The sequence below is a fragment of the Streptomyces sp. PL-25 genome, assembly GCF_058344915.1.
Map to the genome: position 1 here is coordinate 6,774,874 of NZ_CP136997.1, position 26,719 is coordinate 6,801,592.

The window sequence follows — 26,719 nt, forward strand, 5'->3', positions numbered from 1 at the left end:
TCCCGCAGAACGTCCCGCAGAACGTCCCGCAGAACGTCCGCAGAACAGGGAGTACCCATGACCGACCAGAGGACCCCGGCGCAGTCCGCCGACGCCCCTGCCGAGGACGCCCCGGACCAGCGGGCTCCGGAGTTCCGCCCCTACCACCACCCGGCGGCGGGCTGGGGCGCGGCCAAGAGCGTCTCCCGCTTCCTGCTGCGCGAACGCGAGTTCGTCGACGGGCCGCGTGCCGTCCAGCGCATGAACCACGAGGGGGAGGGCTTCGACTGCCCCGGATGCGCCTGGCCGGACGACCTCAAGGGGCTGCGGCTCGACATCTGCGAGAACGGCATCAAACACGTCTCCTGGGAGATGACCCACCATCGGGTCGGCCCGGAGTTCTTCGCGGCGCACACCGTCACCGAGCTGTCCTCCTGGAGCGACGAGCAACTGGAACGCCAGGGCCGGCTGACCCACCCCATGAGCTACGACCCGGACACCGACACCTATGTGCCGATCTCCTGGAAGGACGCGTTCGCCCTGGTGGGACGCACCCTGCGCGAACTGGACAGCCCGCACCGGGCCACGTACTACACCTCGGGGCGGCTCGGGAACGAGGCGACCTTCCTCTACCAGCTCATGGCACGCGAGCTGGGCACGAACAACCTGCCCGACTGCTCCAACATGTGCCACGAGGCCAGCGGCCGCGCCCTCCAGGCCGCGCTCGGCACCGGCAAGGGCACGGCCGACCTCAAGGACTGGGAGGTCGCCGACGCCCTGTTCATCCTCGGGGTCAACGCCGCCTCCAACGCCCCGCGGATGCTCACTTCGCTCGCCGAGGCGCACAAGCGCGGCGCGAAGATCGTGCACATCAATCCGCTCGTGGAGGCCGCGGCGACCCGCACGATCATCCCGCACGACTTCGTCGACATGGCGCTGTTCCGGTCCACCCCGACCAGCTCGCTCAACATCCAGCCGCGCATCGGCGGCGACATGGCCCTGCTGCGCGGCATGGCCAAGGCCGTGCTCGCCGAGGCGGAGACCGACCCGAAGGCGCTCGACCGGGAGTTCATCGACCGGTACACCACGGGCTTCGACGCCTACCGGGCGCTCGTGGAGGCCACGCCGTGGGAGGAGATCGAGCGGCAGAGCGGTGTCGCCCGCGCCGACATCGCCAAGGCCGCCCGCGTCTACTGCGAGGCCGACCGGAGCATCTTCAGCTGGTGCCTGGGGATCACCCAGCACGAACACGGAGTGGACACCGTCCGGGAGATCGTCAACCTGCTGCTGCTCCGCGGCAACCTGGGCCGCGAGGGCGCCGGTCCGTCGCCGGTGCGCGGCCACAGCAACGTACAGGGCAACCGCACCTGCGGCATCGACCACCGCCCGCCCCCGGAGTTCCTGGACCGTCTGGCGAAGGCGTGCGCCATCGAACCGCCCCGCGAACACGGCCTGGACACCGTGAGCAGCATCGAGGCGATGCACCGCGGCGAGGTGACGGTCTTCGTCGGCATGGGCGGCAACTTTGCGCTGGCCGCCCCGGACACGGCGTACACCGCCGAGGCGCTGCGGCGGTGCGAACTGACCGTGCAGGTCAGCACCAAGCTCAACCGCAGCCATCTGGTGCACGGCCGCCGGGCGCTCATCCTGCCCTGCCTGGGCCGCACCGAGAAGGACCTCCAGAAGGCCGGCAAGCAGGCCACCTCGGTCGAGGACTCCATGAGCATGGTCCACCTCTCCCTCGGAATGAAGCGGCCCGCCTCGCCCCACCTGCTCTCCGAACCGGCCGTCATCGCCGGAATGGCGCGCGCCGCCCTGCCCGACAGCGACACCCCCTGGGAGTGGTACGTCGAGGACTACGACCGCATCCGCGACACCATGGCACGGGCCCTGGAGGGGTTCGAGGACTTCAACCGGCGCGTCCGTCTCCCGCTCGGCTTCCGCATCAAGCAGCCCGCCCGGGAACTCGTCTTCCGTACGGCCTCGGGCCGCGCGGAGTTCTCCGCCGCCGGACTCCCCGACGTCGTACCGGCCGACGGCGTGCTCAAGCTCGGCACGATGCGCTCCCACGACCAGTGGAACACCACGATCTACTCCGCCGACGACCGCTACCGCGGGATCAAGAACCTGCGCACCCTGATCTTCATGAACGCCCAGGACATGCGCGACCGCGGGCTCGCGCTCTTCGACGAGGTCGACATCACCAGCACGGCGCGGGACGGCTCGACCCGCAGCGTCCACCGCTACAAGGCCGTCCCGTACGACATCCCGCGCGGCTGCGCCGCCGGGTACATGCCGGAGCTGAACGTCCTGTGCGCCATCGGCGACCACAGCACCCAGAGCGACCAGCCGCTGATGAAGAACGTGGACGTGACCGTGCGGCCGTCGGGGACGGGGGACCGCACGGCCGGGTGACCGGGCGGCAAAGGGTCGTGGCTCACCCGGGCGGGTGCGAGAGGAGCCGCTCCAGCAGCAGGTAGCCGCGCCGCTCCGCGGCGGCGAGCAGGGCCGGGTCGATCCCGGCCTGCCACAGCTCGCCCGCCGCGGCGTCGTCCGCCTCGCGCAGCTCCACCACGGCCTCGGCCAGCCGCACCGGCAGCGCCGCGGGCGGCGGCCCCGCGGCACCGGCCAGCACCTCTTCCGCCTGCCGCGTGGCGCGGGCGCACGCGGCCAGCGCGTGCTCCACGCGTACGGCGGCGTGGTCGTCGACCACCAGCACCGCGCAGGCCAGGCCCACCGCGATGCCCAGGAGACTGGCGAGGGCCCGGTCCTGGACGAGCGCGCCGGCGGGGGCGGGAGCCGCCAGTTCGCTCAGCAGCAGCGCCAGTGGCGTCAGGAAGACGACGCCGAGGCCGTAGTTGAGGACCACCACGTATTCGAGCAGGAACTCCAGGACCACGATCACCAGCACGAGGACCACCGGGTCCGGGCGCGCGCCCAGCACCCCGAGCGCGAGCAGCAGCCCCAGCACCGTCCCCAGGGTCCGCTGGACGGCACGCTGCGCGGTCGTACGGATGTTGACCGAGTGCAACACGGCGGCGGCCGAGATCGCCGCCCAGTAGCCGTGCCCCAGGCCGAGCCCGAGCGCCAGGGCGCCCGCCACCCCGGTACCCAGCACCATGCGCAGCGCGGGCACCATCCGCACCGAGCGGTGCACGGGCCCGGCGAGCCGCGGCCCCGCGAACAGCTCACCGGCCCGGCGCGTGGAGTCGGGCGAGGCCGGCTCGGGGTCCCCGCCCGCGGTGCGCGCGGCGGAAGAGGGCGGGGCAGCGTCCGCGTCCGCCTCCGCGTACGGCGTCGGCAAGCCGGGCAGCAGCTCCGGCCGGGCCCGGCGCCGGTCCGCGAGCAGTCGTGCCTGACGCCGCAGCAGCTCCGCCGACTCGGTCCCCTTCGGCGGCGGCCGGCTCGCGGAGCCGATCAGCAGCGACCAGGACACGTCGGCCAGCCGGACGCAGACATCGGTCCCGTCCATCCTGTCCGGGCCGGTGCGCGCCCCGGCTCCGGGCGGACCGGGGCCGAGGGGCCGGTGCGCGGGCGGCGCGAGACCGAGGCAGTGGTACGCGTGCAGCACGGCCACCGTCGCCCGGTGCCGCTCCCGTCCCGCCGCACCCCGTGGATCCGCCCCGTCCGTATCGGTCGCCGTCGCCGTCAGCAGCCGGGCGAGCGCGCGCAAGGCGGCGGCCACGGCGAGCCGCTGCGGCCGGTCCGGATGGACGTACCGGCCCGCGACGGCCGTCCCCCAGGCGACCGCCGCGGCGGCCGCGGCCAGCCCGGTCCGGGGCAGGACGTCGGTGAACGCGGCCGGGCTCTCGGCGGCCACCGCGAAGGAGAAGAGCAGCAGCACCGCGCCGAGCCCGCCCAGCCGCGCCGCGTCGCACGTGAACTTCGCCGCCCCGGCGACCGCTGCCGTGGCCGCCACCACCAGGACGGCGCCCGTCCCGCCCGCCCGCGGACGGACCAGGGCCGCCAGTGTCATGCCGGAGGCCACACATGCGGTCATGGCGAGCGCGACCCACGCCAGCACGCGGGCCCGGCGCGGATAGGGCAGATTGCGCCCGAACGTGGTGGTGAAGGAGCCGAGCATCGCGTACCCGGCGAGATCCGGGCGTCCGGCGAGCACGATCGGCAGGGCGACCAGCGCCATGGCCAGGGCCGCCCGCAGGGCGAACACCAGGGCCCCGTCCACCCGGCGCACGGCCAGTGCCCCGCGTGGCGAGAGCACCCGCCCCACTGCGGCGACCGCGCGGCCTGCCTCACCTCCACCTCCGGGATCCATCGGCCTCAGCATCTGTCGCATGTCCGGGCACGTCAAAACCTTCCGGGGTGGACCGACCGGATCCGGTGAGGGAGAACGTTCGGTCTTGACAAGGCGGAGCACGCTTGCCAGGCTCAAGGGAAGAGGGAGAACGTTCGTTCTCCCTCGTGGTCCGACGCGGTTCCCGCTGCGAACTCCGGTCTCCGTCACGTATCCGCCGAATCCACCGAATCCGCCGAATCCATCGAATTCATGAATCCACCGAAAGGGATCACCGTGAGCACCTTCGCCGCTCCGTCCGGTGTCACCGGGACGGCCTCCGCCCTGCGCCGCCTGTACTTCGTCCGTTGTGCCTTCGCCCTGACCTGGGCGCTCGTGATGTTCGCGACGGCGTCCGGGATCAGCCCGGCCACGGCCGTGCTGCTCGTGCTGTATCCGCTGTTCGACGTGGGTGCGGCCGTCGTCGACACGAGGGCGTCGCGCGCCGCCGGATCTCCGACGCTGCTGCGCCTGAACATGGCCATCAGCTCGGTCGCGGCCGTCGGCGTGGCCGTCGCCTGCGCGTCCGGCATCCCGGCGGTGCTGCGGGTGTGGGGAGCCTGGGCGGTCGTGTCCGGCCTGGTCCAGCTGATCGTGGCCGTCCCCCGCCGGTCGCTGGGCGGCCAGTGGCCGATGATCCTCAGCGGCGGCATCTCGGTCTTGGCCGGGGCGTCGTTCGTCGCGTCGGCCGGGGCGGACGATCCCGCGCTCACCGGTGCGATCGGCTACGCCGTTCCGGGCGGAGTCTTCTTCCTCCTCTCCGCCCTGCGCCTGGGCCGCGCCGCCAAGGGGAACTGACAGCACGGACAGGGCAGCGGGAGGCACCGGAACCCGAACCCGAGGTGGACAAGTGAACCTGCGAGACAGCACGGCTCGCTGCGCCGTCGTCACCGCGTTGTGCGGGACCCTGGCGCTGCCGACGACACATCAGGCGACGGAGGTGGCGGCCGCGACGGCTGCGAGTGCCCGTACGACCGCCGGGCCCCTGGGCGGCCCGCTCGGCAGGCTCGGCCCTCTGACGGGCCTCGTCATCGAGCGCATCCGGGTGGGCGACGACGTGGCGGCGGCCAAGTTCGGCACCGGCGCGCCCATCGAGGACCCCGTGCGCGAGGGGCAGGTCCTGGACCAGGTCCGTGCGCAGGCCGGTGCCGCCGGGCTGGACCCGGACGCGGCAGTGGCGTTCTTCCGGGACCAGATCGCGGCCAGCAAGATCACGCAGCGGGGGCTGTTCGCCCGCTGGACCGCCCGCCCCGGGGAAGCTCCCGCGACACGTCCCGACCTCGGCCCGGTCCGCGAGCGGCTCGACCGGCTGACCCGGGCCCTGCTCGACGAGCTCAAGGACACGGAGCGGTCGCGCGCCGAGCCCGTCGGCTGCGCGGCGCGACTCGCCCTGGCCGGCGCATCGGGCGCGGCTCTGGAACGCCTGGACGCACTCCACCGCCGCGCGCTCAGGACGGCGACGCGCTCCGTGTGCCGCTGAGATGCGTTCCGTCAGTCACCGGGACGCGCCCCGTCAGTCGCCGAGCGGCGCGGAACGCGCCCGGAGGATCCCCTCGACGCCCTGGAGGAAGGTCTCGGCCACCAGTTCGGGGTCGGACAGGCACCCGGAGGCCATGGCGCCGTCCCGGAGCATGACGAGATGCCGGCCGGCGGCCTCGGCGGGTGCGTCACCGCCGGTCCGGGCCAGCAGCTCCGTGACGGTGTCCAGGAACCACTGCCGGTGGGCCAGGACGGCGCGGTGCACCGGATGGTCCGGATCCGGGTACTCCACCGCCGCGTTGAGGAAGGCGCAGCCCCGGAACCCCGGGGACCGGATCCCCGCGGCGATGGTCCGGCAGACGGCCCGGACCTTGTCGGCCGCCGACTCCTCACCCGCCTGCGCGGCCTCGGCCTGCGAGCGGAGTTCCCGGTCGGCCAGGCCGAGGTAGGCGAGGACGAGTTCTTCCTTGCCCGTGAAGTGGCGGTACAGCGTGGCCCGCGTGACCTGCGCCTCCGCGATGATCCGGTCGACGCCGACGGAGTGGATCCCCTCCGCGTAGAAGATCTTGGTCGCCGTACCGAGCAGCCGCGCCCGCGCCGCCGACGTGCTGCTTCCCCTGGTGCCCTGGCCCATTCAGCCAGGATAGCGAAGTACGAGGGCGAACGATCGGTCTCGAACGGGGAGAACGGAGAGAACGGGCAGAACAGGGAGAATGGGCAGAACGGGGAGAACGGGGAGAACGGGGAGTACGTAGCCGGGCGTACGTACGACGACCGGCGTCGGCTGTCGGGTAGCAGCCCCCGGCCGCCATCCCGTGTGTCCGTGTTAGCCTCGTGCGTTTGCGTGGTCGTCGCGGTGAGCGATCCAGCCCGGCCGGTGCCGCCGGTGGGCGGGCTGTTCCGTCCTGCCGGGTCTTCCTCGGTACGTTCCTCCTGCGGAAGGCTGTTCGTGAAGCACCCCGATGACCCCGGCACCGTCGACTCCGGCACCGCCGACTCCGGCACGGCTCAGGGCGGTCCCGCCCGGCCCGGCGCCACGACCCCGGCGCCGCCCCCGGCAGGCTCCTTCGCCGACCTGGGACTGCCGGCGGAGGTGCTGCGGACACTGAGCGCGTCCGGGGTGCGCGCGCCCTTCCCGATCCAGGCCGCCACCCTGCCGGACGCCCTGAAGGGCCGCGACGTCCTGGGGCGCGGGCGCACCGGATCGGGCAAGACGCTCGCCTTCGGCCTGCCGCTGCTGACCCGTACGGCCGGGCGGCGAGCCGAACCGAAGCAGCCCCTCGCGCTGGTTCTCGTGCCCACCCGGGAACTGGCCCAACAGGTGACCGAGGCGCTGGCGCCGTACGCCGAGGCACTGCGGCTGCGGACGGCCACGGTCGTCGGCGGGGTGTCGACCGGACGGCAGGTCGCCGCGCTGCGCCAGGGAGCAGAGGTGGTCGTCGCCACCCCCGGACGCCTGCACGACCTGATCGAGCGCAACGCCTGCCGACTGGGACGGGTGCGGATCACCGTGCTGGACGAGGCCGACCAGATGTGTGACCTGGGGTTCCTGCCGCAGGTCGTCGAGGCCCTCGACCAGGTGCACCCGGACGGTCAGCGGATGCTCTTCTCGGCCACGCTGGACGGCGACGTCGATCAGCTCGTCCGCCGCTACCTCCGCGATCCCGTGGCCCACTCGGCCGACCCGGACGCGGGCCGGATCACGACGATGGAGCACCACGTCCTGGTCGTCCACGGCCCCGACCGCTACGCCGTCGTCACGGAGATCGCCGCCCGCGACGGCCGCGTCCTGCTGTTCCTGGACACCAAGCACGCCGTCGACCAGCTCACCCGGCATCTGCGGGCCAGCGGTGTGCACGCGGGGGCGCTGCACAGCGGCAGGTCCCAGCCGCAGCGCACACGGACGCTGGCGCAGTTCAAGAACGGCCAGATCACCGTTCTGGTGGCGACCAATGTGGCGGCCCGCGGTCTGCACGTCGACGACCTCGATCTCGTGGTCAACGTCGATCCGCCCACCGACCCCAAGGACTATGTGCACCGGGCGGGCCGTACCGCCCGCGCCGGCGGGTCCGGCCGCGTGGTCACGCTCGTACCGGCGGGCCGCCGTGACGAGACGCGCCGGATGATGGCCGAGGCCGGTATCGAGGCGACCGTCACCAAGGTGCGCTCGGGCGAGGCGGAGCTGAGCCGGATCACCGGAGCCAAGGCCCCGTCCGGGACCCCGCTCGACGGCGGGGCCGCCCCCGCCCGGCCCAAGAACACCAACGCCCCCTTCCGCGGCCTGGGCACCAGCAAGGACCCCGCCCGCCGCGGAGGCGGCACGTCCCGGAAGGCGGGCGAGGCCCGCAAGCTCGCCGAGGCCCGCAAGGCGGCCCTCGTACGCCGCAACGGCTGAGGGCCGCTGCCCCGCCACCCGGTCGCGCACCACGTCCGGCATGACAAGCTGTGCGTGCCCATCCCCGAACCCAGGAGGTCACCATGACCGCAGAGCCCGTCACCACGGAAGGTTCGGAGCCGGCCGACGCCGAGACGTCCCCTCTGACGCCGGACGCCGACGGCAACTACGACCTCAAGCGCAAGTTCCGCGAAGCCCTCGCCCGCAAGCGCGGTGCGCAGGCGGAAGCCGCCGACGCCGCCGCCAACCCGGACGCGTCGAAGGTACGCGCGGCACACGGCCCGGCCACGAACCAGCGGTCGTTCAGGCGCAAGAGCGGCGGCTGAGCCGATCACGCCCGGTGCCCCGACCGCACGACCGGCGGACGGGACACCGGGCGTCCTCGCGTCCGGCACGGTCTCCCGCAGCACCTTCATCACCACGTCGAGATGGGTGAGCAGGGCGCCCTCGGGCCGGCCGGTGGTGCCGGAGGTGCAGAGGATCACTGCGATGTCCTCGGGGGCACGCGGCACCTGACGGTCGATCGGGGTGCTGTGCGCCGCGAGCGCGTCCAGCCGGGCTGGGCAGCAGCGGCGCCACCTTGTCGCCGGGGCCGATGCCCCGCGCGCAGCGCCGCCGCGTACCTCCGCGCCCCGTCCCACAGCTCGCGGTAGGTGATCTTCCGGGTACCGGACACGACCGCCGGGTGCTCCGGTCGCCGTAGCGCGGATCCGGCCGGGACGGACGCCACGGAGAGGGGCATGGGGTCTCACCCGCTCGCTTCCGCGGCCAGCCGCGCCTTGTCCGGTTTGCCGACGCCGGTGAGGGGCAGCGCACGGCGGACGTGGATCTGCGCGGGAACGTGCTTGGGCGAGATGGCGGCCCGGATGTGATCCGCCAGTTCGCCGGGGCCGGCCGTGCCCGCCTCGCGCAGCACCACGGCGGCGTGCAGGTGCTCGACCCGGTCCCGGTCCCGGACGCAGAAGACGGCCGCCTGCACGACATCGGGATGGGCCAGGAAGGCGTTCTCCACGGTCACCGGATGGATCTTGATGCCATTGGTCTTGATCACCTCGCCGATCCGGCCGCGCAGGTGAAGGTAGCCGTCACCGTCGACGAAGCCGAGATCACCGGTGTGCACCCAGCCGTCCCGTACGGTCCGGGCGGTGAGTTCGGGCTCGGCCACGTACTCGCTCATCGTGAACGGCGACCGCACACAGACCTCGCCGGTCTCGCCCGGCGGCAGGTCGTGGTGGTCGTCCGGATCGGTGATCCGGACCCAGCCGGGCATCGGCCGGCCGACCGTGACCCGCAGTCGGGGGTCGAGGTGCTCGGCGGGCGAGAGCATGCTGACGAAGCCCGCCTCGCTCGTGGCGTACACCTGGATCAGCACGTCGCCGAAGACCCTGACCGCCTCGCCCAGTCGCTCGGGGGACGCGGGGGAGCCCACGTACGTGACCATCTGGAGGCGGGACAGGTCGGTCGAGCCGACCTCCGGATGGTCCATGAGCAGATACAGCTGGGGAGGGGAGAGCAGCATGCGGGTGATCTTGTACCGCTCGATGCAGCGCAACACGTCACCCGCGTCGAAGCCGTCCCGCAGGACCACCGAGCCACCGGACGCCAGTGAGTCGTCGGCCGTGGCGCCGCTGGAGTGGCTGAGCGGGAGGCAGGCCAGATAGACCGACCGCCAGCCCATCCGGAGTCCGGCGGAGATGAAACCGTTGCGGGTCCGGAAGTCGAAGGCGATGCCCTTCGGCTCGCCGGTCGTCCCGCTCGTGTAGGTCACCACGGCGGGCCGGTCGAGTCCGATGTCGACGGCGGCCGGGTCCAGCGCGTCCGGGTCCCCGGCCGTCAGGTCCAGGACGTCGGGGCCGAGGTCGCCGAGGGCGACGAGGGTGAGCGGAGTGCCCAGCCGTCCGCGCAGCTCACGGGCGGCCGCGAGGTTCTCCGCGTCGACGGCCAGGTGCGTCGCACCGGTCTCCCGGAGGATCTTGAGCTTGGCGTCGGCGGCCAACTGGTCCGCCGGGTCGACCGCGTTGGTGGTGTGCAGATGGACCACCGTGGCCCCGGCCAGATTCGCGGCGTACCGCAGAACCAGGGTCGGGGCGGTGTTGGTGACGGTCAGAACGGCGACCACGGTTCCGCCGTCGATCCCGCCGGCGTGCTGGTGCAGGGCCTGCGCGCCCGACCGGACCAGGGTGGTCAGCTCCGCCGCGGTCAGCGTCTTGTCGCGCCAGGACAGGAGGATTTTCTCCGGTTCCGCGGATATCACCTGAAGGATCTGGCTGACATACGTTTCGTTCGACGGCATAGGAAGCTCCATCGGTGCCGTGTCGAGGAATTTCCGCAGAGCCTACAACAGGCGAATCAAGTACACCAGGAGTGTGAAAAGAAGAAACGGATGCGCGGGAGGTGCCGAATTGTCGCAGGCCGCGCCATCGAAGTGATATTCCGCTCTGAGACAATGCCCTCTACCGGTTCGGCCCCCGCATCGGCTTGGTCTTCGGAGAAAAGGGTCGTCATGAACCATTACCTGGAGCTCTTCTCGCGGTATACGGGGGAAGGTGGGTCACCGGAGGCGAAACGGGAGTTTCTCGAGATCGGCCGGCTCGCCGGGAAATTCCCGGCGGCCCGGAGCCTGCGGGACGGGGTCACCTCCGAGATCAGCGTGTGGTGCAGCAACGACTACCTGGGGATGGGGCAGCACCCGCTGGTCCTGGCGGCCACCCGCGAAGCCCTCGACGAGTACGGCGCGGGCTCGGGCGGCTCCCGGAACATCGGCGGGACCAACCACTACCACGTGCTGCTGGAGAAGGAACTGGCGGATCTGCACGGCAAGGCGGACGCCCTTCTCTTCACCTCCGGGTACACCGCGAACGACGGAGCACTCACGGTCCTCGCCGGCCGGCCGGAGAACTGCGTCGTCTTCTCCGACGAGATGAACCACGCCTCGATCATCGACGGACTCCGCCACAGCGGCGCCGAGAAACACATTTTCCGCCACAACGACATGACGCATCTGGAAGAGCTGATATCCGCCACCGACCCCGGTCGGCCGAAGATGATCGTCATGGAGTCGGTCTATTCGATGGCGGGTGATGTCGCCCCGCTCGCCGAGATAGCCCGGATCGCCCGCGAGCACGGCGCGATGACCTTCCTCGACGAGGTCCACGCGGTCGGGATGTACGGGCCGGAGGGAGCCGGTATCGCCGCGAGCCTGGGCATCGCGGACGAGTTCACCGTCATCATGGGAACCCTGGCCAAGGGGTTCGGCACCACCGGCGGATACATCGCCGGTCCCGCCGAGCTGGTCGACGCGGTGCGCGGCCTGTCCCGCCCCTTCATCTTCACCACCGCCCTGCCACCGGCGGTCGTGGCGGGCGCCCTCGCCGCGGTCCGGCACCTGCGCACCTCCGACGAGGAACGCGACCGGCTCCGCGAGAACGCGCGACTGACGCACCGGCTGCTCACGGAACACGGCATCCCCTTCGTCTCCGACGAGTCCCACATCGTCTCGATCTTCGTCGGGGACGACGCACTCGCCCGCCGGATCTCCGCCCTGCTGCTGGCACGCCACGGCATCTACGTCCAGGCGATCAACGCGCCGAGCGTGCGCGCGGGCCAGGAGATCCTCCGGAGCGCACCCGGAGCCGTGCACGAGCCCGCGGAGGTCGAGCAGTTCGTCGCCGCGCTGGACGGGATCTGGCGGGAACTGGGAGTGACACGAGCTCCGGGCCCGCACCGGCCGCCCGGAACGGACGGCTGACCCGCCCCAAGGGGCCGCACACGGCACTTCCGCCGCTCCGCGCCCCGCCCGTCCCCCGTACCCGCGTCGTGTCGCGGCCTGCGATATCGGGCCGCTATACGACGTGGGCAAGATCGGCCTGGTAGGTCCGGCGGCGCTGCACGCCGGGCACGACGAAGGCCGCCCGGCCGACGCGCGACCCGTGGGAGCGGACACCCCGCCACGGTCCGGTGACCGGTGTTCCTGCTCGCCGTGAAGGAGTCCGAAGACACGATGGCGCACCCCGACGGTACGGAAACACCGCTGCTGTGGACACTGGCCGGCAGTGGCAGGGAGTCGCTGGCGGCCGGCGCGCGCGGCCTGCACGCGTACCTGGCCGGCCGTGACGACTGGAGCCCCCGGGACATCGCGTCCACCCTCGCGCGCACCGCTTCCGAGGGGAGCCGGCGGGCGGCACTGGTGGCGGACGGCCGTGACGGGTTCCTGCGGCGGCTGGACGCGCTCGCCGACGGCAGGAGCATGCCCGGCCTGGTGGAGGGCACCGCCGGAACCGGCCGCCGGGTCGCCTTCGTGTTCCCCGGACAGGGCGCCCAATGGCCCCGGATGGCGGTGGACCTGCTGGACACCTTCACGGTGTTCCGCGACCGGATGGACGCGTGCGCGCAGGCCCTGGAACCGTTCGTCGACTGGTCGCCCGTCGACGTGCTCCGCGACCCGGACGCGCCGGGCGCGCCCGCCGGGGACCGGGCCGACGTGGTGCAGCCCCTGCTGTTCGCCGTGACGGTGTCGCTCGCCGCGCTGTGGCGCTCCCACGGCGTGGAACCGGCCGCCGTGCTCGGACACAGCGTCGGCGAGGTCACCGCCGCCGCGGTCTCCGGCGCGCTGTCCCTGGACGACTCCGCGCGGGTGGTGGCTCTGTGGAGCCAGGCCCAGGCGACCCTGGCCGGGCAGGGCGACATGGTCTCCGTCATGGCCCCGGCCGACGAGGTCGAACCACGGCTGCGCCGCTGGGAGGGCCGCCTCGTCGTTGCCGCGCACAACGGCCCGCGGTCCGTGATCGTCTCCGGCGACCGCGACGCCGCGGCCGAACTCCTCGCCGACCTGGCCGCGGAGGCGGTGCACGCACGGCGGATCGCCGTGGGCCTGGCCGCCCATTCCCCCCACATCGACGCGATCATCCCCCGGATGAGCGCCGACCTCGCACCGATCCGGCCCCGCACACCGCAGCTGCCCTACTACTCCGCACTGACCGGCGGACGACTGGACGTCCCGGTACTGGACGCCGACTACTGGTGCCGCAACCTGCGCAACACGGTCAGGTTCCATCAGGCGACCGGCGCCCTGCTGCGGGACGGCCACGACGTCCTGCTGGAGGTCAGCCCGCACACCGTGCTGACCTCCGCCCTCACGGACTGCGTGGAGGAACACCGCGCGCGGACCGCCGTCCTCGGAACGCTGCGCCGGGACCAGGACGGTCCGGGCCGGTTCCTGACCTCGCTCGGTGACCTGTACGTGCGCGGTGTCACCCCGGAACGGGAAGCGCTGTCCGCCGCGGAGCACGCCCGGGTGCGGGAACTGCCGACGGCTGTCCTGGCGGCGCTCGCGCAGGACGGTCCGGCGAACGCCGACGGGCCGGACGGGCCGGACGGGGCGGGCGGTGACCGGGAGGCCGCCACCGCGTTCCGCGCGGAGCTGGCCGCGATGGACGTACCGGAGCGGCGTGCCGCGCTGGCCCGGCTGGTGGGCGAGGAGATCGCCGCGCTGACCGGACGGTCCGATCCTGTCCCCGCCGGCCTGGCCTTCCTCGACCTGGGATTCGACTCCGTCACCGCCGTGGAACTGCGCAACCGGCTGAGCGCGGCGACGGCGCTGCGCATCCCGGCGACGGTCGTCTTCGACTGCCCGACCCCGGAGGCCCTGACCGCGTACCTCTGCGCCGAGATCGGCGGCGACCGGCCCGACAGGAGGAACACGGACGCGGACGAGCCGGTGCGACGGCCCGCGGACGACGACCCCGTGGTGATCGTCGGAATGGGCTGCCGCTACCCCGGCGGCGTCGGCAGCCCCGACGAACTCTGGGAGCTGGTCTCGGCAGGTGCCGACGCCGTGTCCGCGCTGCCCGAGGACCGCGGCTGGGACACCGCCGGACGGTACGACCCCGCACCGGGCACGCCGGGCCGGTACTACCAGCGCGAGGCAGGTTCGCTCGCCGGTGCGGCCGAGTTCGACGCGGAGTTCTTCGGCATCTCGCCGCGCGAGGCGGCGGCGATGGACCCGCAGCAGCGGCTGCTGCTGGAGACGGCCTGGGAAGTGCTGGAACGGGCCGGTATCCGCCCCGCCACCCTGCGGCGGACCTCGACGGGCGTCTACGTCGGGGCGATGACCATGGACTACGGCCCCCCTCTCGAACAGGGCGCGGACGAGGGCGGCCACCTGCTGACCGGCAACACCGGAAGCGTCGCATCGGGCCGACTGGCCTACACCCTCGGTCTGGAGGGAGCGGCGGTCACCGTGGACACGGCGTGCTCGTCCTCGCTGGTGGCCCTGCACCTCGCGGTACGGGCGCTGCGGTCGGGGGAGTGCTCGCTGGCGCTGGCGGGCGGCGCGACCGTGATGTCCACCCTCGGCATGCTCGTGGAGTTCAGCCGCCAGGGCGGTCTGGCCCCGGACGGCCGCTGCAAGTCCTTCGCGGCAGCCGCCGACGGCTTCGGCCTGGCCGAGGGTGTGGGGATGCTGCTGCTGGAGCGGTTGTCGGACGCCCGGCGTCACGGGCATCCGGTGCTGGCCGTCGTCCGTGGTTCGGCGACGAACCAGGACGGTGCGAGCAACGGCCTGACGGCGCCCAGTGGCCCGTCGCAGGGGCGGGTGATCCGCGCGGCGTTGGCGGACGCGGGGCTGACGGCGTCCGAGGTGGATGTGGTGGAGGCGCACGGTACGGGGACCAGGCTGGGTGACCCGATCGAGGCGCGGGCGTTGCTGGCGACGTACGGCCAGGACCGGCCCGGTGACCGTCCGGTGTGGATCGGCTCGCTGAAGTCCAACATCGGCCATACCCAGGCCGCGGCGGGCGTGGGCGGTGTCATCAAGTCGGTGCTGGCGATGCGGCACGGGGTGATGCCGAAGACGCTGCATGTGGACGGTCCGACGCCGGAGGTGGACTGGTCGGCGGGGGCCGGCCGGCTGCTGACGGAGGCCCGCGCCTGGGACGACACGGGCCGTCCGCGCCGGACGGGTGTGTCCTCCTTCGGTATCAGCGGGACCAATGCTCACGTGATCTTGGAGGCTGCCCCGTCCGAGGCTCCGACCGAGGCCCTGGCCGAGGCCCCCGCCGGGACACCGGCGGATGCCCGGCGCCCTGGAACGGTCGTGTGGCCGGTGTCGGCGCGCAGTGCGGAGGCACTGCGGGCGCAGGCGGAGGCGTTGGCGGCGCGGGTGGCGGCGGAGCCCGGACTTGATGTGGCGGACGTGGGCTATTCGCTGGCGACGGGGCGTGCGTCGTTCGAGCACCGTGCCGTGGTGGTGGGCGGGGACCGCGGTGAGTTGCTCGGTGGGGTGAAGGCGCTGGCGGAAGGGCGTTCGGCACCGGTACCCGGGCTGGTGTCGGGTGGCGGGTTGGTCTCCGGCCGTTCGGTGTTGGTGTTTCCGGGTCAGGGTTCGCAGTGGGTGGGGATGGCTGCGGGGCTGTTGGGTGAGTCGGGGGTTTTTGCGGGGCGGATGGCGGAGTGCGGGCGGGCTCTGGCGCCTTATGTGGATTGGTCGTTGGGGGAGGCGCTGGGGTCGGAGGGGCTGCTGGGGCGGGTTGATGTGGTGCAGCCGGTGTTGTGGGCGGTGATGGTGTCGTTGGCGGGGGTGTGGGGTTCGTTCGGTGTGGTTCCTGATGCGGTGGTGGGCCACTCGCAGGGGGAGATCGCGGCTGCGTGTGTGGCGGGTGGGCTGAGTCTGGAGGACGGGGCGCGGGGTGGTCGCGTTGCGTTCTCGTGCGGTGGGGGCGCTGGCGGGGCGTGGGGGCATGGCGTCGGTGCCGTTGCCGGTGGGGGAGGTGCGTGGGCGTCTGGAGAAGTGGGGCGGCCGGTTGTCGGTGGCGGCGGTCAACGGGCCTTCCTCGACGGTGGTTTCGGGTGACGCGGACGCGGTCTCGGCGTTGGTGGAGGGGTTGGTCGGGGAGGGTGTGCGTGCGCGGTTGATCGAGGTGGATTACGCGTCGCATTCCTCGCATGTGGAGGAGATCCGGGAGCGGTTGCTCGCTGAACTGGCAGACATCGTGCCGCTTTCCGGTGCGGTGCCGTTCTATTCGAGCGTGACGGGCGGCCTGCTGGACACAGGCGCTCTGGACGCCGGGTACTGGTACCGGAATCTGCGGGAGACCGTCGAGTTCGAGCGGGCGACCCGCTCGCTCCTCGCGGCCGGGCACCGCGTCTTCGTCGAGGCCGGTCCGCACCCCGTGCTGGGTGTGGCGGTGGGGGAGTCGGTGGAGGCGGCTGGTGCGGACGCGGCGGTGCTGGGGACGTTGCGGCGCGGGGAGGGTGGCCTGGAGCAGGTGTTGCGTGCGGTGGGCCGCGCGTGGGAACGGGGTCTGGAGGTGGACTGGTCCGGGGTGTTCCCGGGGGCGCGGCGGGTGGAGTTGCCGACGTACGCCTTCCAGCGCAGCCGCTACTGGCTGACGGCCCCCGCCGCCGTCCCGGCCGCCCCCGCCGAGGACCGCTGGGACGATCTGGAGTCACAGGACCCCGCCCGGCTCGCCGAAACCCTCGGGGTCGGCCGCGCGGCCCTGGACGAAGTCCTGCCGGCCCTGGTGAGCTGGCGGACCGTCAGAAGCCGGGAACGGCGGGCGGAATCCTGGCGCTACCGCGTTGCCTGGGCACCCCTGTCGGTCGCGCCGGCGGACGGCCTCGCCGGTCGCTGGCTGGCCCTGCGTCCCGAGGGCGACGACGCGGCGGCCGTCCTGGACGCCCTCGCCGAGGCCGGAGCCGACCTCGTCCCGTGCGTCGTCGCCGATCCGGGCGCGACCCGCGAACAACTGGCCGCTCTGCTCACGAAGACCGCCGGGGAGCAGCCGATCGCCGGCGTGCTGTCCCTGCTGTCCTGGGAGGAGCGCCCCCATCCCGAACACCCGGACCTGCCCGGCGGTACGGCACTGACCCTCGCGCTGGCCCAGGCGCTGGAGGACGCGGCCGTCGACGCCCGGCTCTGGACGCTGACGAAGGGAACGGCGGTCCTCGGCGGCGCGGAGCGGCCCGGACACGTCGGTCAGGCCGCGTCCGCCGCCCTGGGCCGGACGCTGGCGCTGGAGCACCCGCATCGCCGGGGCGGTCTGATCGACCTGCCCGAGGTGCTGGACGCACGGGCCGCCCGCCGCTTGTGCGCGGTGCTCGCGGGAGCCGCGGCCGATGAGGAACAGGTGGCGGTGCGCTCCACCGGGGTCCACGGACGCCGCCTCCGGCCCGCCCCGCCGTCCGTGCCGCCGAAGGGCCGCGAGGGGGGCCAGGACGGCGCGGCCGTCCGGGCGCGTACGCGACCGCGCTGGCGGGGGACGGTCCTCGTCACCGGCGGCACCGGTGGCGTCGGCTCGCACACGGCCCGCTGGCTCGCGGGCCAGGGCGCGGAGCGGCTGCTGCTGGTCAGCCGTCGCGGCGCCGACGCGCCCGGCGCGGACGCGCTGCGGGCGGAACTGGCGGCGCTGGGCGCCGAAGCGGTCTTCGCGGCCTGCGACGCCGCCGACCCGGCCGCACTGACGGCGCTGGTCGCCGACATCCCGGCGCGACACCCGCTGTCCGCCGTCATCCACGCGGCGGGCGTCCTCGACGACGGTGTGCTCGACGCGCTCGACCCCGCACGGCTCGCCGCGGTGCTGCGCGCCAAACTGACCACCGCACGGAACCTGCACGAGGCCACCGCGGGTCTCGACCTGTCGGCCTTCGTGGTGTTCTCGTCGGTGATGGGCGTCGTGGGCAACGCCGGGCAGGGCAACTACGCGGCCGCCAACGCCGCCGTCGACGCACTCGTCGCCGCCCGCCGGGCGGCCGGGCTGCCCGGCACGTCCGTGGCCTGGGGAGCCTGGGCCGGACCGGGCATGCTGGCGGACGACGTCGCCGCGCGGCTGCGGGACTCGGGTATGCCGGTGATGGAGCCCGAGACGGCCGTCACCGCGATCGGCCGGGCACTCGCGGAGGACGACGCGCTGGTCGTGGTCGCCGATGTCGACTGGCGGCGCTTCACCACGGCCATGGGCCCGCGGTCCGCCGCCCTGCTCGACGGGATGCCGGACCCGGCTGCCGCGCGGCCCGCCCCCGGCGCCACCGCACCGCCGGCGCCCCGGGAGGGCGGCGGCTCCGCCGACGCCCTGCGGCAGCGGATCGCCGTACTGCCGGGCCACGAGGACCGGGTCAGGGCGCTCACCGAACTGGTACGCACCCACGCGGCGACGGTCCTGCGCCACCCCGACGTCGACGCGGTCCAGCCCGGAAAGGCGTTCTCCGCGCTCGGCTTCGACTCGCTGACGGCGGTCGAGCTGCGCAACCGGCTCGCCGCCGTGACCGGTCTTGCCCTGCCCGCCGCCGTCCTGTTCGACCATCCCACGCCGTCGGCACTGGCCGGGCGGCTGCTCGCGGACCTGGACCTGCCGGACGCGGCGGGCGGCACCGCCGGGTCCGACCGCTCCGCCGGCGCCGAGGCGAGCCGAGCGGCGGAGCCCGGCGGCAGCGAGCCGATCGCCGTCGTCGGCATGGGCTGCCGCTTCCCCGGTGGGGTCGCGCGGCCCGAGGACTTCTGGCACCTGGTCTCGAAAGGCGTCGACGCCGTCGGCGACTGGCCCTCGAACCGCGGCTGGGACTCCGAGGGGCTGTACGACCCGGACCCCGACCGCACCGGCACCACGTACACCAGGCAGGGCGGGTTCCTGCACGATGCCGCCGAGTTCGACGCGGAGTTCTTCGGCATCTCGCCGCGCGAGGCCCTGGCCATGGACCCGCAGCAGCGGCTGCTCCTGGAAACCGCCTGGGAGGCGGTCGAGGGCGCCGGACAGGACCCGACCGCGCTGAAGGACCGGCAGGTCGGCGTCTACATCGGCACCAACGGCCAGGACTACTCGGCGCTGCTGGAGGGCGCCGAGGGAGTGTCCGAGGGCCATCTGCTGACCGGCAACACGGCCAGCGTGCTGTCGGGGCGGCTGTCCTACGTCCTCGGCCTCCGGGGGCCCTCGCTCACCGTCGACACCGCGTGTTCCTCGTCGCTGGTGGCGCTCCACCTGGCCGTACAGGCGCTGCGGCGCGGCGATTGCGAGCAGGCCCTCGCGGGCGGGGTGACGGTGATGAGCACCCCGCGGCTCTTCGTGGAGTTCAGCCGTCAGCGCGGGCTCGCCGCCGACGGACGGTGCAAGGCGTTCTCGGCGGAGGCGGACGGCACGGGCTGGGGCGAGGGCGCCGGAGTGCTGCTGCTGGAGCGCCACAGCGACGCCCTGCGCCACGGCCATCCCGTACTCGCGCTGATCAGCGGTACCGCCGTGAACCAGGACGGCGCCAGCAACGGGCTCACCGCCCCCAACGGCCCGTCCCAGCAGCAGGTCATCCGCGCCGCCCTGGCCGACGCCGCGCTGCGCGCCGAGCAGATCGACGCGATCGAGGCCCACGGCACCGGGACGAGGCTCGGCGATCCCATCGAAGCGCAGGCGCTCCAAGCCGTCCACGGACCGGCGCGCCCGGCGGACCGCCCGCTGTGGCTCGGCTCGGTGAAGTCGAACATCGGGCACACCCAGGCGGCGGCCGGGGTGGCCGGGGTGATGAAGATGGTGCTGGCCATCCGCCACGGCGAACTGCCGGGAACCCTGCACGCCGGGACGCCGAACCCGCACGTCGACTGGTCCGGCGGTGGCATCCGCCTGCTCACCGCGCGCACCCCGTGGCCGGAGACCGGGAGTCCGCGTCGGGCGGGCGTGTCGTCGTTCGGCATCAGCGGCACCAACGCACACGTGATCATCGAGCAGGCGCCTGCCGTAGCGGCCGTGCCCGCTCCGGACCGTACCGGCACCCCGGACGTGCCCGCCTCGGACACCACCGCCGCCGCCACCCCCGCCACCCCAGCGCTCACCCCCACCGCCCGCCGTACCGGCCCGCCCGTGCCGTTGCTGCTCTCGGCCAGGACACCCGAGGCCCTGCGCGCACAGGCCGGCCGGCTGGTGAACCGGCTCGATGCCGACCCGGACCTCGAACTGCCGGACGTCGCCTACTCGCTCGCCACGGGACGTGCGCCGCTGGAACACCGGGCCGTCGTCCTGGGACGAGGCCGGGCGGCCGTCCGGCGCTCGCTCACCGCACTCGCGCACGGCAGGTCAGCGGGCCGGCTGCTCACCGGCGGTCCCGTACGCCCCGGCCGGACCGCCTTCCTCTTCCCGGGACAGGGCAGCCAGCGGGCCGGAGCGGGTGCGGAGCTCTACCGTGAGGACCCGGTGTTTGCCGACGCCCTCGACGAGGTGCTGACCGGCTTGGACCCGCACCTCGACCTCCCCCTGCGCGACATCCTGTTCGCCGGGCCCGGAACCCCCCGCGCGGACCTGCTCGACCGCACCCGGTACACCCAGCCCGCCCTGTTCGCCCTGGAGACGGCGCTGTTCCGGCTCGTACGGCACTGGGGTGTGCGGCCCGACCTGCTGATGGGGCACTCCATCGGTGAACTCGCCGCCGCCCATGCGGCGGGCGTGCTGGACCTGCCCGACGCCTGCGCGCTGGTCGCGGCCCGGGGCCGGCTGATGGACGAACTGCCCGAGGGCGGGGCGATGGTGGCGGTGGAGGCCACCGAGGAGGAAGTGCGGCAGGCCCTGCTGGACGACCGCGCCGGGCACCCCGTCCCGGAGCGGGAAGCGGGCCGGGAACCGGGCCGGGACGCGGTGGACATCGCCGCCGTCAACGGACCCGCCTCGGTGGTCCTGTCCGGTGACGCGGACGCGGTACGGCGCCTGGCCGGTACGTTCCGCTCCCGCGGACGGCGGACCCGGCGCCTGAAGGTGAGCCACGCGTTCCACTCCGCCCGGACGGACGGGATGCTCGACGCGTTCCGGGACGTGGCCGAGTCGCTGACCTACCACGCGCCCGGCATCGAGATCGTCTCCAACCTGACCGGGCGTACGGCCACGGCCGCGGAGCTCCGCTCACCCGACCACTGGGTACGCCACGTCCGGGGCACCGTGCGCTTCCTGGAAGGGGCCCGCCGGCTGCGGGCCGAGGGCGCGACGACGTACCTCGAGATCGGACCGGGCGGCGTGCTGTCCGGCATGCTCCACGCCTGTCTCTCCGACCCCGGCCCCGATCCCGACCCCGGCCCCGACCCCGCCCCTGCTCCTGCCCCCGGCGGCGCCGGGACGGTGCCGCTGCTGCGCGACGGCCGCGGCGAGCCGGAGGCGGTCCGCACCGCACTCGCCTCGCTGCACCTGCGCGGCGTACCGGTGGACTGGTCGGCGGGCTGGAGCGGCACCGACGTGCGGCGGGTCGACCTGCCCACCTACGCCTTCCAGCGCAGGCGCTTCTGGCCGGAAGCCGCCCCGGACCCGGCCCCCGCCGCCTGGCGCCGCCGGGGGACCGCGGTGCCCGCCGGTCCCCAGCGCTACCGCATCGCCTGGGAGCCGCTCACCGCGCCCGCGGAGCCCCGCCTCTCCGGTCGCTGGCTGCTCGTCACCCCGGACGGGCCCGGCGCCGAGGACACCGCGCTCGCCTGCGAACAGGCCCTCGCCGGACACGGCGCCGACGTGCTCGTGATCCGGGTCGGAAACGCCGTCGAACGCGCTGAACTTGCCTCACTGCTGCCGGAGTTCGGCGTACTCGCGGGCGTCCTGTCCCTGCTGTCCCTGGCCGAGGGCCCCCACCCGGGCCTGCGGACGCTCGACGCCTGCCTGACCGGGACCTTGCTGCTGCTCCAGGCGCTGGGCGACAGCGGTATCGACGCACCCCTGTGGTGCGCCACCCGCGGCGCGGTGGCCGCTGACGGCACGGAAGAGATCCGTCCCGAGCAGGCGCAGGTGTGGGGCCTTGGCCGGGTGGCGGCACTGGAGCACCCGTTGCGCTGGGGCGGCCTGGTCGACCTGCCGGACCGGCTGGACGGGCCCGCGCTGGACGGGCTGTGCGCGGTACTGGCCGGACGGGACGGCGAGGACCAGGTGGCCGTACGCGCGCCGGTCCCGCTGGGCCGCCGCCTCGTCCCCGCGCCGGAGCCCGCGGCACCCGCGCCCGCACCGTGGGCGGCGCGCGGCACGGTCCTCGTCACCGGCGGCACCGGCGGCCTCGGCGCCCAGGTGGCGCGCTGGCTCGCGGAGCGCGGGGCGGAACACCTCGTCCTCCTCGGCCGACGGGGCCCCGAGGCCCCCGGAGCCGACGAGCTGACCGGCGCTCTGGCGGCGCTCGGCACCCGGAGCACCTTACTGGCCTGCGACGTCGCCGATCGCGCCGCGCTGGAACGGGTCCTGGAGCGGCTGCGCGACGCGGGCGAGACCGTACGGGGCGTGGTGCACACCGCGGGACTCACCTCGGACACCGCGCTGATGGACTGCACACCGGCGGAACTGGCCCGGCGGACGGCGGCCAAGACACGCGGCGCGGCCCACCTCGACGCCCTGTTCGAAGACTGCCCGCTGGACGCCTTCGTGCTGTTCTCCTCGATCTCGGGCACCTGGGGCAGCGGCGGCCAGGGCGCGTACGCGGCGGCCAACGCCTACCTGGACGGCCTCGCCGCGGCGAGGCGCCGCCGGGGCCTGACGGCGACCTCGGTGGCCTGGGGCCCCTGGGCCGGCGCGGGCATGGCCGCCGGCGCCGTGGGCGACGGTCTGCGCCGCCATGGGCTGGTGCCGATGGCTCCCGAGGCGGCGCTCTGCGCGCTCGGCCTGGCGCTGGCCCTGGACGAGGGCGAACCGGTCGTCGCCGAGCTGGACCGGAGCCGCTTCGTGCCCACCTTCGGTTCGGTGCGGGACAGCGCGCTGCTGCGCGGCCTGCCCGCCGTCCCGGAGTCCCGGGCGGCGGAGGCCGCCGCCGGGTCCGGGCCCGGTACGGGCGGCGAACCGTCGTGGCGGCACCGGCTGCACCGGCTGTCCGAGCCCGAGGGCCGCAAACTGCTGACGGAACTGGTCCGGAGCGAAGCGGCCGCCGTGCTGGGCCACGAGTCGGCCGCCGGATTCGCGGCCGACCGCCCGTTCCGCGAGGTCGGCTTCGACTCGCTCACCGCCGTCGAACTCCGCAACCGGCTGGTCGCGGCCACCGCTCTGCCGCTCGCGCTCACCTCTGTCTTCGACCACCCGACGGCAGCGGCCCTCGCCGCGCACCTCTTCGCCGAACTGAACGGCACGGAGCGAAACGCCGACGGCGCGACCGACACGACGGGCACGACCGGCACGACCGGAACGACGGGCACGACCGACACGACCGGCACGGCCGCGGCGGACTCCGCAGCCGCAGCCGCAGCCGCAGCCGCAGCCGCAGCCTCAGCCGCCGTCGGCGGCGCGGCCGGCCCCGCGGCGGACGTGGAGCCCCTGGCGATCGTCTCGATGGCCTGCCGATTCCCGGGCGGCGTCCGCTCGCCCGATGACCTGTGGCGGCTGGTGGCCGACGGAGTGGACGCGGTCACCGCGCTGCCCGCCGACCGCGGCTGGCCGCTGGACACCCTCTACGACCCGGACCCCCTGCACCCGGGCACCTTCTACACCACCGGCGGCGGATTCCTGGACGGGGCGGCCGAGTTCGACGCGGAGTTCTTCGGCATCTCCCCGCGTGAAGCACTGGCCATGGACCCGCAGCAGCGCCTGCTGCTCGAAACCAGCTGGGAGGCGCTGGAACGGGCGGGACTCGATCCCACGTCGGTACGCGGCAGCGACGGCGGCGTCTACGTCGGCGTCGCCGCCCAGGGCTACGGCACCGGCCCGCAGGACCCGTCCGACGAGATCGAGGGGCACCTCCTCAGCGGCACGGTCACCAGCGTCGCCTCCGGCCGCGTCGCCTACACCCTCGGACTCGGCGGCCCCGCCGTGACCGTGGAAACGGCCTGCTCGTCCTCGCTGGTGGCACTGCACCTGGCCGGCCAGGCACTGCGCGCCGGCGACTGCTCGTTCGCCCTGGTCGGCGGCGCCGCGGTGATGGCGAGCCCGGACGTCTTCGTCGAGTTCAGCCGTCAGCAGGGCCTGTCGCCCGACGGCCGCTGCCGCTCCTTCGCCGAAGGGGCCAACGGTACGGGCTGGGGCGAAGGGGTGGGCGTACTGCTCGTGGAACGCCTCTTTGACGCGCGCCGCCTCGGGCATCCGGTCCTCGCCCTCGTACGGGGCACCGCGGTGAACCAGGACGGTGCCAGCAACGGCCTCACCGCCCCGAGCGGCCCCGCGCAGCAGCGGGTGATCAGGACCGCGCTGGCCACGGCGGGACTGTCCGGCGCCGACATCGACCTGGTCGAGGCGCACGGCACCGGCACCGTCCTCGGCGACCCGATCGAGGCGCAGGCGCTGCTGGCCACGTACGGTCAGGACCGGCCGGCCGACCGGCCGTTGTGGCTGGGGTCGTTGAAGTCGAACATCGGGCACACCCAGGCCGCCGCCGGGGTCGCCGGGGTCATCAAGACGGTCCTCGCACTGCGCAACGGCGTGCTCCCCGCCACCCTGCACGCACAGCAGGCGTCCAGCCGGGTGGACTGGTCGGCCGGCGCGGTACGGCTGCTCGCGGACGCCCGCCCCTGGGACGCCCCGGACGGCGGCCGGCCGCGCCGCGCCGGCGTCTCCGCGTTCGGCATGAGCGGCACCAACGCCCACGCCATCCTGGAGGAAGCACCCGCCGCCGAAGCCCGGCCGGCCCACGGCACATGCGGCGAACCGTCCGAGGACACCGGGACCACGGTTCCCTGGCTGCTCTCCGCCATGACCCCCGCGGCCCTGCGCCGGCAGGCGCGCCGACTGGGCGAGCACCTGCGGGCCGATCCCGGCGGGGGCGCCGCCGGACCGGCCCGCGCGCTCGCCACCACCCGCCCCGCCCTGCCCTTCCGGGCGGCCGCCACCGGCCGCGACCGCGACGCGCTCCTCGGCTGGCTGGACGCGCTCGCGGCGGGAGAACCCGCGCCCGACGCCGTGCAGGACCGGGCGCGCGGCGGCCGCACGGTCTTCGTCTTCCCCGGCCAGGGCTCGCAGTGGGCAGGCATGGCCGTGGCGGCGCTCGACACCTCCGAGGCGTTCGCCACCGCCGTCGCCGCCTGCGAACGGGCGCTCGCCCCGCACACCGACTGGTCCCTGACCGAGGTCCTGCGCGGCACGCCCGGCGCACCGGCACTCGACCGCGTGGACGTCGTCCAGCCGGTGCTCTTCGCCGTGCTGGTCGCGCTGGCCGCGCACTGGCGCGACACCGGGGTCACCCCGGACGCGGTCGTCGGGCACAGCCAGGGCGAGATCGCCGCCGCCTGCGTCGCCGGAGCACTGTCGCTCGACGACGCGGCCCTCGTGGTGGCGCTGCGCAGCCGGGCGCTGCTGAGGCTGGCGGGACGCGGCGGCATGGTGTCGGTCGCCGCCTCCACCGAGCGGACCACGAGTCTGCTGCCCCCCGGCGGACGCGTGTGCGTGGCCGCGGTGAACGGCCCCGGAGCCGTGGTCATCGCCGGGGAGCCCGAGGAACTGACCGCCCTGCTCGCGGTCTGCGCCCGGGAAGGCGTACGGGCCAAGGCGATCCCGGTCGACTACGCGGCCCACTCGGCCCAGGTCGCCGAGATCGAGGACGAACTGCGCCAAGCCCTCACCGGGATACGGCCCCGCGCCTCGGCCGTCCCGCTCTACTCGACGGTGACCGGCGGACCCGTCGCCGGAGAATCGCTCGACGCCGCCTACTGGTACCGCAACCTGCGCGAGCCGGTCGACTTCGCCGGTGCGACCCGCACCCTGCTGGACGCCGGTCACACCCTGTTCGTCGAGGTCAGCCCACACCCGGTGCTGCTCGCCGGGATCGAGGCGGTGGCCGCGGAGGCCGGGCGGGAGGTGTCGGCGGTCGGTACGCTGCGGCGCGGCGACGGTGGCCGAGACCGGCTGCTGGCCTCACTGACCGAGGCGTGGGCGGCCGGCGGCGGCCCGGTGGACTGGTCGCCCTGGACGGGGGCCCCCGGGCCGGACGGCCCGCCTCCCTTCCCGCTGCCGACGTACCCCTTCCAGCGCGACCGGTACTGGCTGCCCACACCGGGCCGGACGGCCGCCGCGGCCGCCACCGGCATGCCGGTCGAGGAGGCCGAACAGGTCGAGGAGGCCGAGGCGGCCGAGGAGACGGCGGAGGCCGCGGGCGACGACGACGGCACCCCCGCCGCGCGACTGGCCGCCCGGCTGGCCCCGCTGGACCGGCAGGCACGCCGTCAAGCGCTGCTCGACCTGGTCATCCGGCACGCGGCCGCGGTCCTCGGTCATCGCGGAGCCGGTCCGGTGCGCCCCGAACGTTCCTTCTCCGAGGTCGGCTTCGACTCGATGCTCGCGGTGCGGTTCAGGAACGCGCTGTGTGAGGCCACCGGCCTGGCCGTCCCGCCGACGGTCGTCTTCGACCACCCGACGCCCGAGGCGCTCGCCGGATACCTGGACGCGGAGCTGTCCGCCGCGCCCGAACCGCCCTCGCCGCTGCTGGCCGAGCTGGACCGGCTGGCCGCGCTCCTCGCGGCCGTCCCGCCCCGAGCGGCCGGCACCGACGGGGTCGGCGAACGGCTGAACGAGCTGCTGCGCGGCTGGGATCGGCGCACCGGCGCGCCGGACGGCGAGGCACCACCGCCCGCACCGGTGGACGACACCGCCACGGCGACGGAAACGGCGACAGCGGACGAGTTGTTCGCCCTGCTCGACAACGACTTCGGCAACGCCTGAGAGAGAGCTGGC

Annotated in this window: 11 protein-coding genes and 1 pseudogene; 8 read left to right on the forward strand and 4 right to left on the reverse strand. The window is 74.2% G+C overall.

What is annotated here, in order from left to right; translation table 11 throughout:
• Nucleotides 1-57: 57 nt before the first annotated feature.
• Nucleotides 58-2,394 (forward strand): FdhF/YdeP family oxidoreductase, encoded by a 2,337-nt coding sequence (locus R4Z62_RS30140; RefSeq protein ID WP_491521446.1) that lies wholly within the window; start codon nt 58-60, stop codon nt 2,392-2,394.
• Nucleotides 2,395-2,416: 22 nt separating this feature from the next.
• Here the strand turns inward: R4Z62_RS30140 and R4Z62_RS30145 are convergent, their stop codons facing one another.
• The gene (locus tag R4Z62_RS30145) at nt 2,417-4,255 is read right to left on the reverse strand and encodes an FUSC family protein (protein WP_491521447.1); all 1,839 of its coding nucleotides are present in this window, start codon (nt 4,253-4,255) and stop codon (nt 2,417-2,419) included.
• 255 nt (nt 4,256-4,510) lie between these two features.
• Here R4Z62_RS30145 and R4Z62_RS30150 point away from each other — a divergent pair, with 255 nt between their 5' ends.
• Nucleotides 4,511-5,071 (forward strand): hypothetical protein, encoded by a 561-nt coding sequence (locus R4Z62_RS30150; RefSeq protein WP_491521448.1) that lies wholly within the window; start codon nt 4,511-4,513, stop codon nt 5,069-5,071.
• A 52-nt stretch (nt 5,072-5,123) separates the two neighbouring features.
• Nucleotides 5,124-5,753 carry a chorismate mutase gene (locus R4Z62_RS30155; protein WP_491521449.1) on the forward strand — a complete coding sequence of 210 codons (630 nt, stop codon included), beginning with the start codon at nt 5,124-5,126 and terminating at the stop codon, nt 5,751-5,753.
• Between the two features lie 33 nt (nt 5,754-5,786).
• On the opposite strand, the gene R4Z62_RS30160 is transcribed toward R4Z62_RS30155, so the two are convergent.
• Nucleotides 5,787-6,386: a TetR/AcrR family transcriptional regulator gene (locus R4Z62_RS30160; RefSeq protein WP_491521450.1), complete on the reverse strand. Its 600-nt coding sequence runs from the start codon at nt 6,384-6,386 to the stop codon at nt 5,787-5,789.
• Between the two features lie 315 nt (nt 6,387-6,701).
• On the opposite strand from R4Z62_RS30160, the gene R4Z62_RS30165 reads away from it, so the two are divergent.
• Together R4Z62_RS30165 and R4Z62_RS30170 are read left to right on the forward strand one after the other, a co-directional pair.
• A complete protein-coding gene (locus R4Z62_RS30165; RefSeq protein WP_491521451.1) occupies nt 6,702-8,147 on the forward strand; it encodes a DEAD/DEAH box helicase in 1,446 nt (481 codons plus the stop codon).
• Between the two features lie 83 nt (nt 8,148-8,230).
• Nucleotides 8,231-8,473, forward strand: a complete 243-nt coding sequence (locus R4Z62_RS30170) for a DUF5302 domain-containing protein (RefSeq protein WP_064536494.1) — start codon at nt 8,231-8,233, stop codon at nt 8,471-8,473.
• A 132-nt stretch (nt 8,474-8,605) separates the two neighbouring features.
• Here R4Z62_RS30170 and R4Z62_RS30175 read toward each other — a convergent pair.
• A pseudogene (locus R4Z62_RS30175) lies at nt 8,606-8,899 on the reverse strand (hypothetical protein); the annotation flags it as partial.
• Nucleotides 8,896-10,440 carry a class I adenylate-forming enzyme family protein gene (locus tag R4Z62_RS30180; protein WP_355480936.1) on the reverse strand — a complete coding sequence of 515 codons (1,545 nt, stop codon included), beginning with the start codon at nt 10,438-10,440 and terminating at the stop codon, nt 8,896-8,898. The gene R4Z62_RS30180 and the pseudogene R4Z62_RS30175, both read right to left, overlap by 4 nt.
• Nucleotides 10,441-10,650: 210 nt before the next feature.
• On the opposite strand from R4Z62_RS30180, the gene hemA reads away from it, so the two are divergent.
• The 3 genes from hemA (at nt 10,651) to R4Z62_RS30195 (ending at nt 26,707) form a co-directional block, all read left to right on the forward strand.
• Entirely contained in the window at nt 10,651-11,895 is a 1,245-nt protein-coding gene (gene hemA / locus R4Z62_RS30185) for a 5-aminolevulinate synthase (protein WP_064536496.1), read from the forward strand.
• A 252-nt stretch (nt 11,896-12,147) separates the two neighbouring features.
• On the forward strand, nt 12,148-15,996 hold the full coding sequence (locus R4Z62_RS30190) for an acyltransferase domain-containing protein (RefSeq protein ID WP_491521452.1): 3,849 nt from the start codon (nt 12,148-12,150) through the stop codon (nt 15,994-15,996).
• Nucleotides 15,884-26,707, forward strand: a complete 10,824-nt coding sequence (locus R4Z62_RS30195; protein ID WP_491521453.1) for an SDR family NAD(P)-dependent oxidoreductase — start codon at nt 15,884-15,886, stop codon at nt 26,705-26,707. Before R4Z62_RS30190 ends, R4Z62_RS30195 begins: the two co-directional genes overlap by 113 nt.
• Nucleotides 26,708-26,719 lie beyond the last annotated feature (12 nt).

Bases quoted from the DNA above. Each gene is read 5' to 3' on its own strand.
- R4Z62_RS30140 (WP_491521446.1), top strand. From the start codon at position 58: ATGACCGACCAGAGGACCCCGGCGCAGTCCGCCGACGCCCCTGCCGAG.
- R4Z62_RS30145 (WP_491521447.1), bottom strand. From the start codon at position 4,255: ATGGATCCCGGAGGTGGAGGTGAGGCAGGCCGCGCGGTCGCCGCAGTG.
- R4Z62_RS30160 (WP_491521450.1), bottom strand. From the start codon at position 6,386: ATGGGCCAGGGCACCAGGGGAAGCAGCACGTCGGCGGCGCGGGCGCGG.
- R4Z62_RS30170 (WP_064536494.1), top strand. From the start codon at position 8,231: ATGACCGCAGAGCCCGTCACCACGGAAGGTTCGGAGCCGGCCGACGCC.
- R4Z62_RS30180 (WP_355480936.1), bottom strand. From the start codon at position 10,440: ATGCCGTCGAACGAAACGTATGTCAGCCAGATCCTTCAGGTGATATCC.
- hemA (WP_064536496.1), top strand. From the start codon at position 10,651: ATGAACCATTACCTGGAGCTCTTCTCGCGGTATACGGGGGAAGGTGGG.
- R4Z62_RS30190 (WP_491521452.1), top strand. From the start codon at position 12,148: ATGGCGCACCCCGACGGTACGGAAACACCGCTGCTGTGGACACTGGCC.
- R4Z62_RS30195 (WP_491521453.1), top strand. From the start codon at position 15,884: ATGGCGTCGGTGCCGTTGCCGGTGGGGGAGGTGCGTGGGCGTCTGGAG.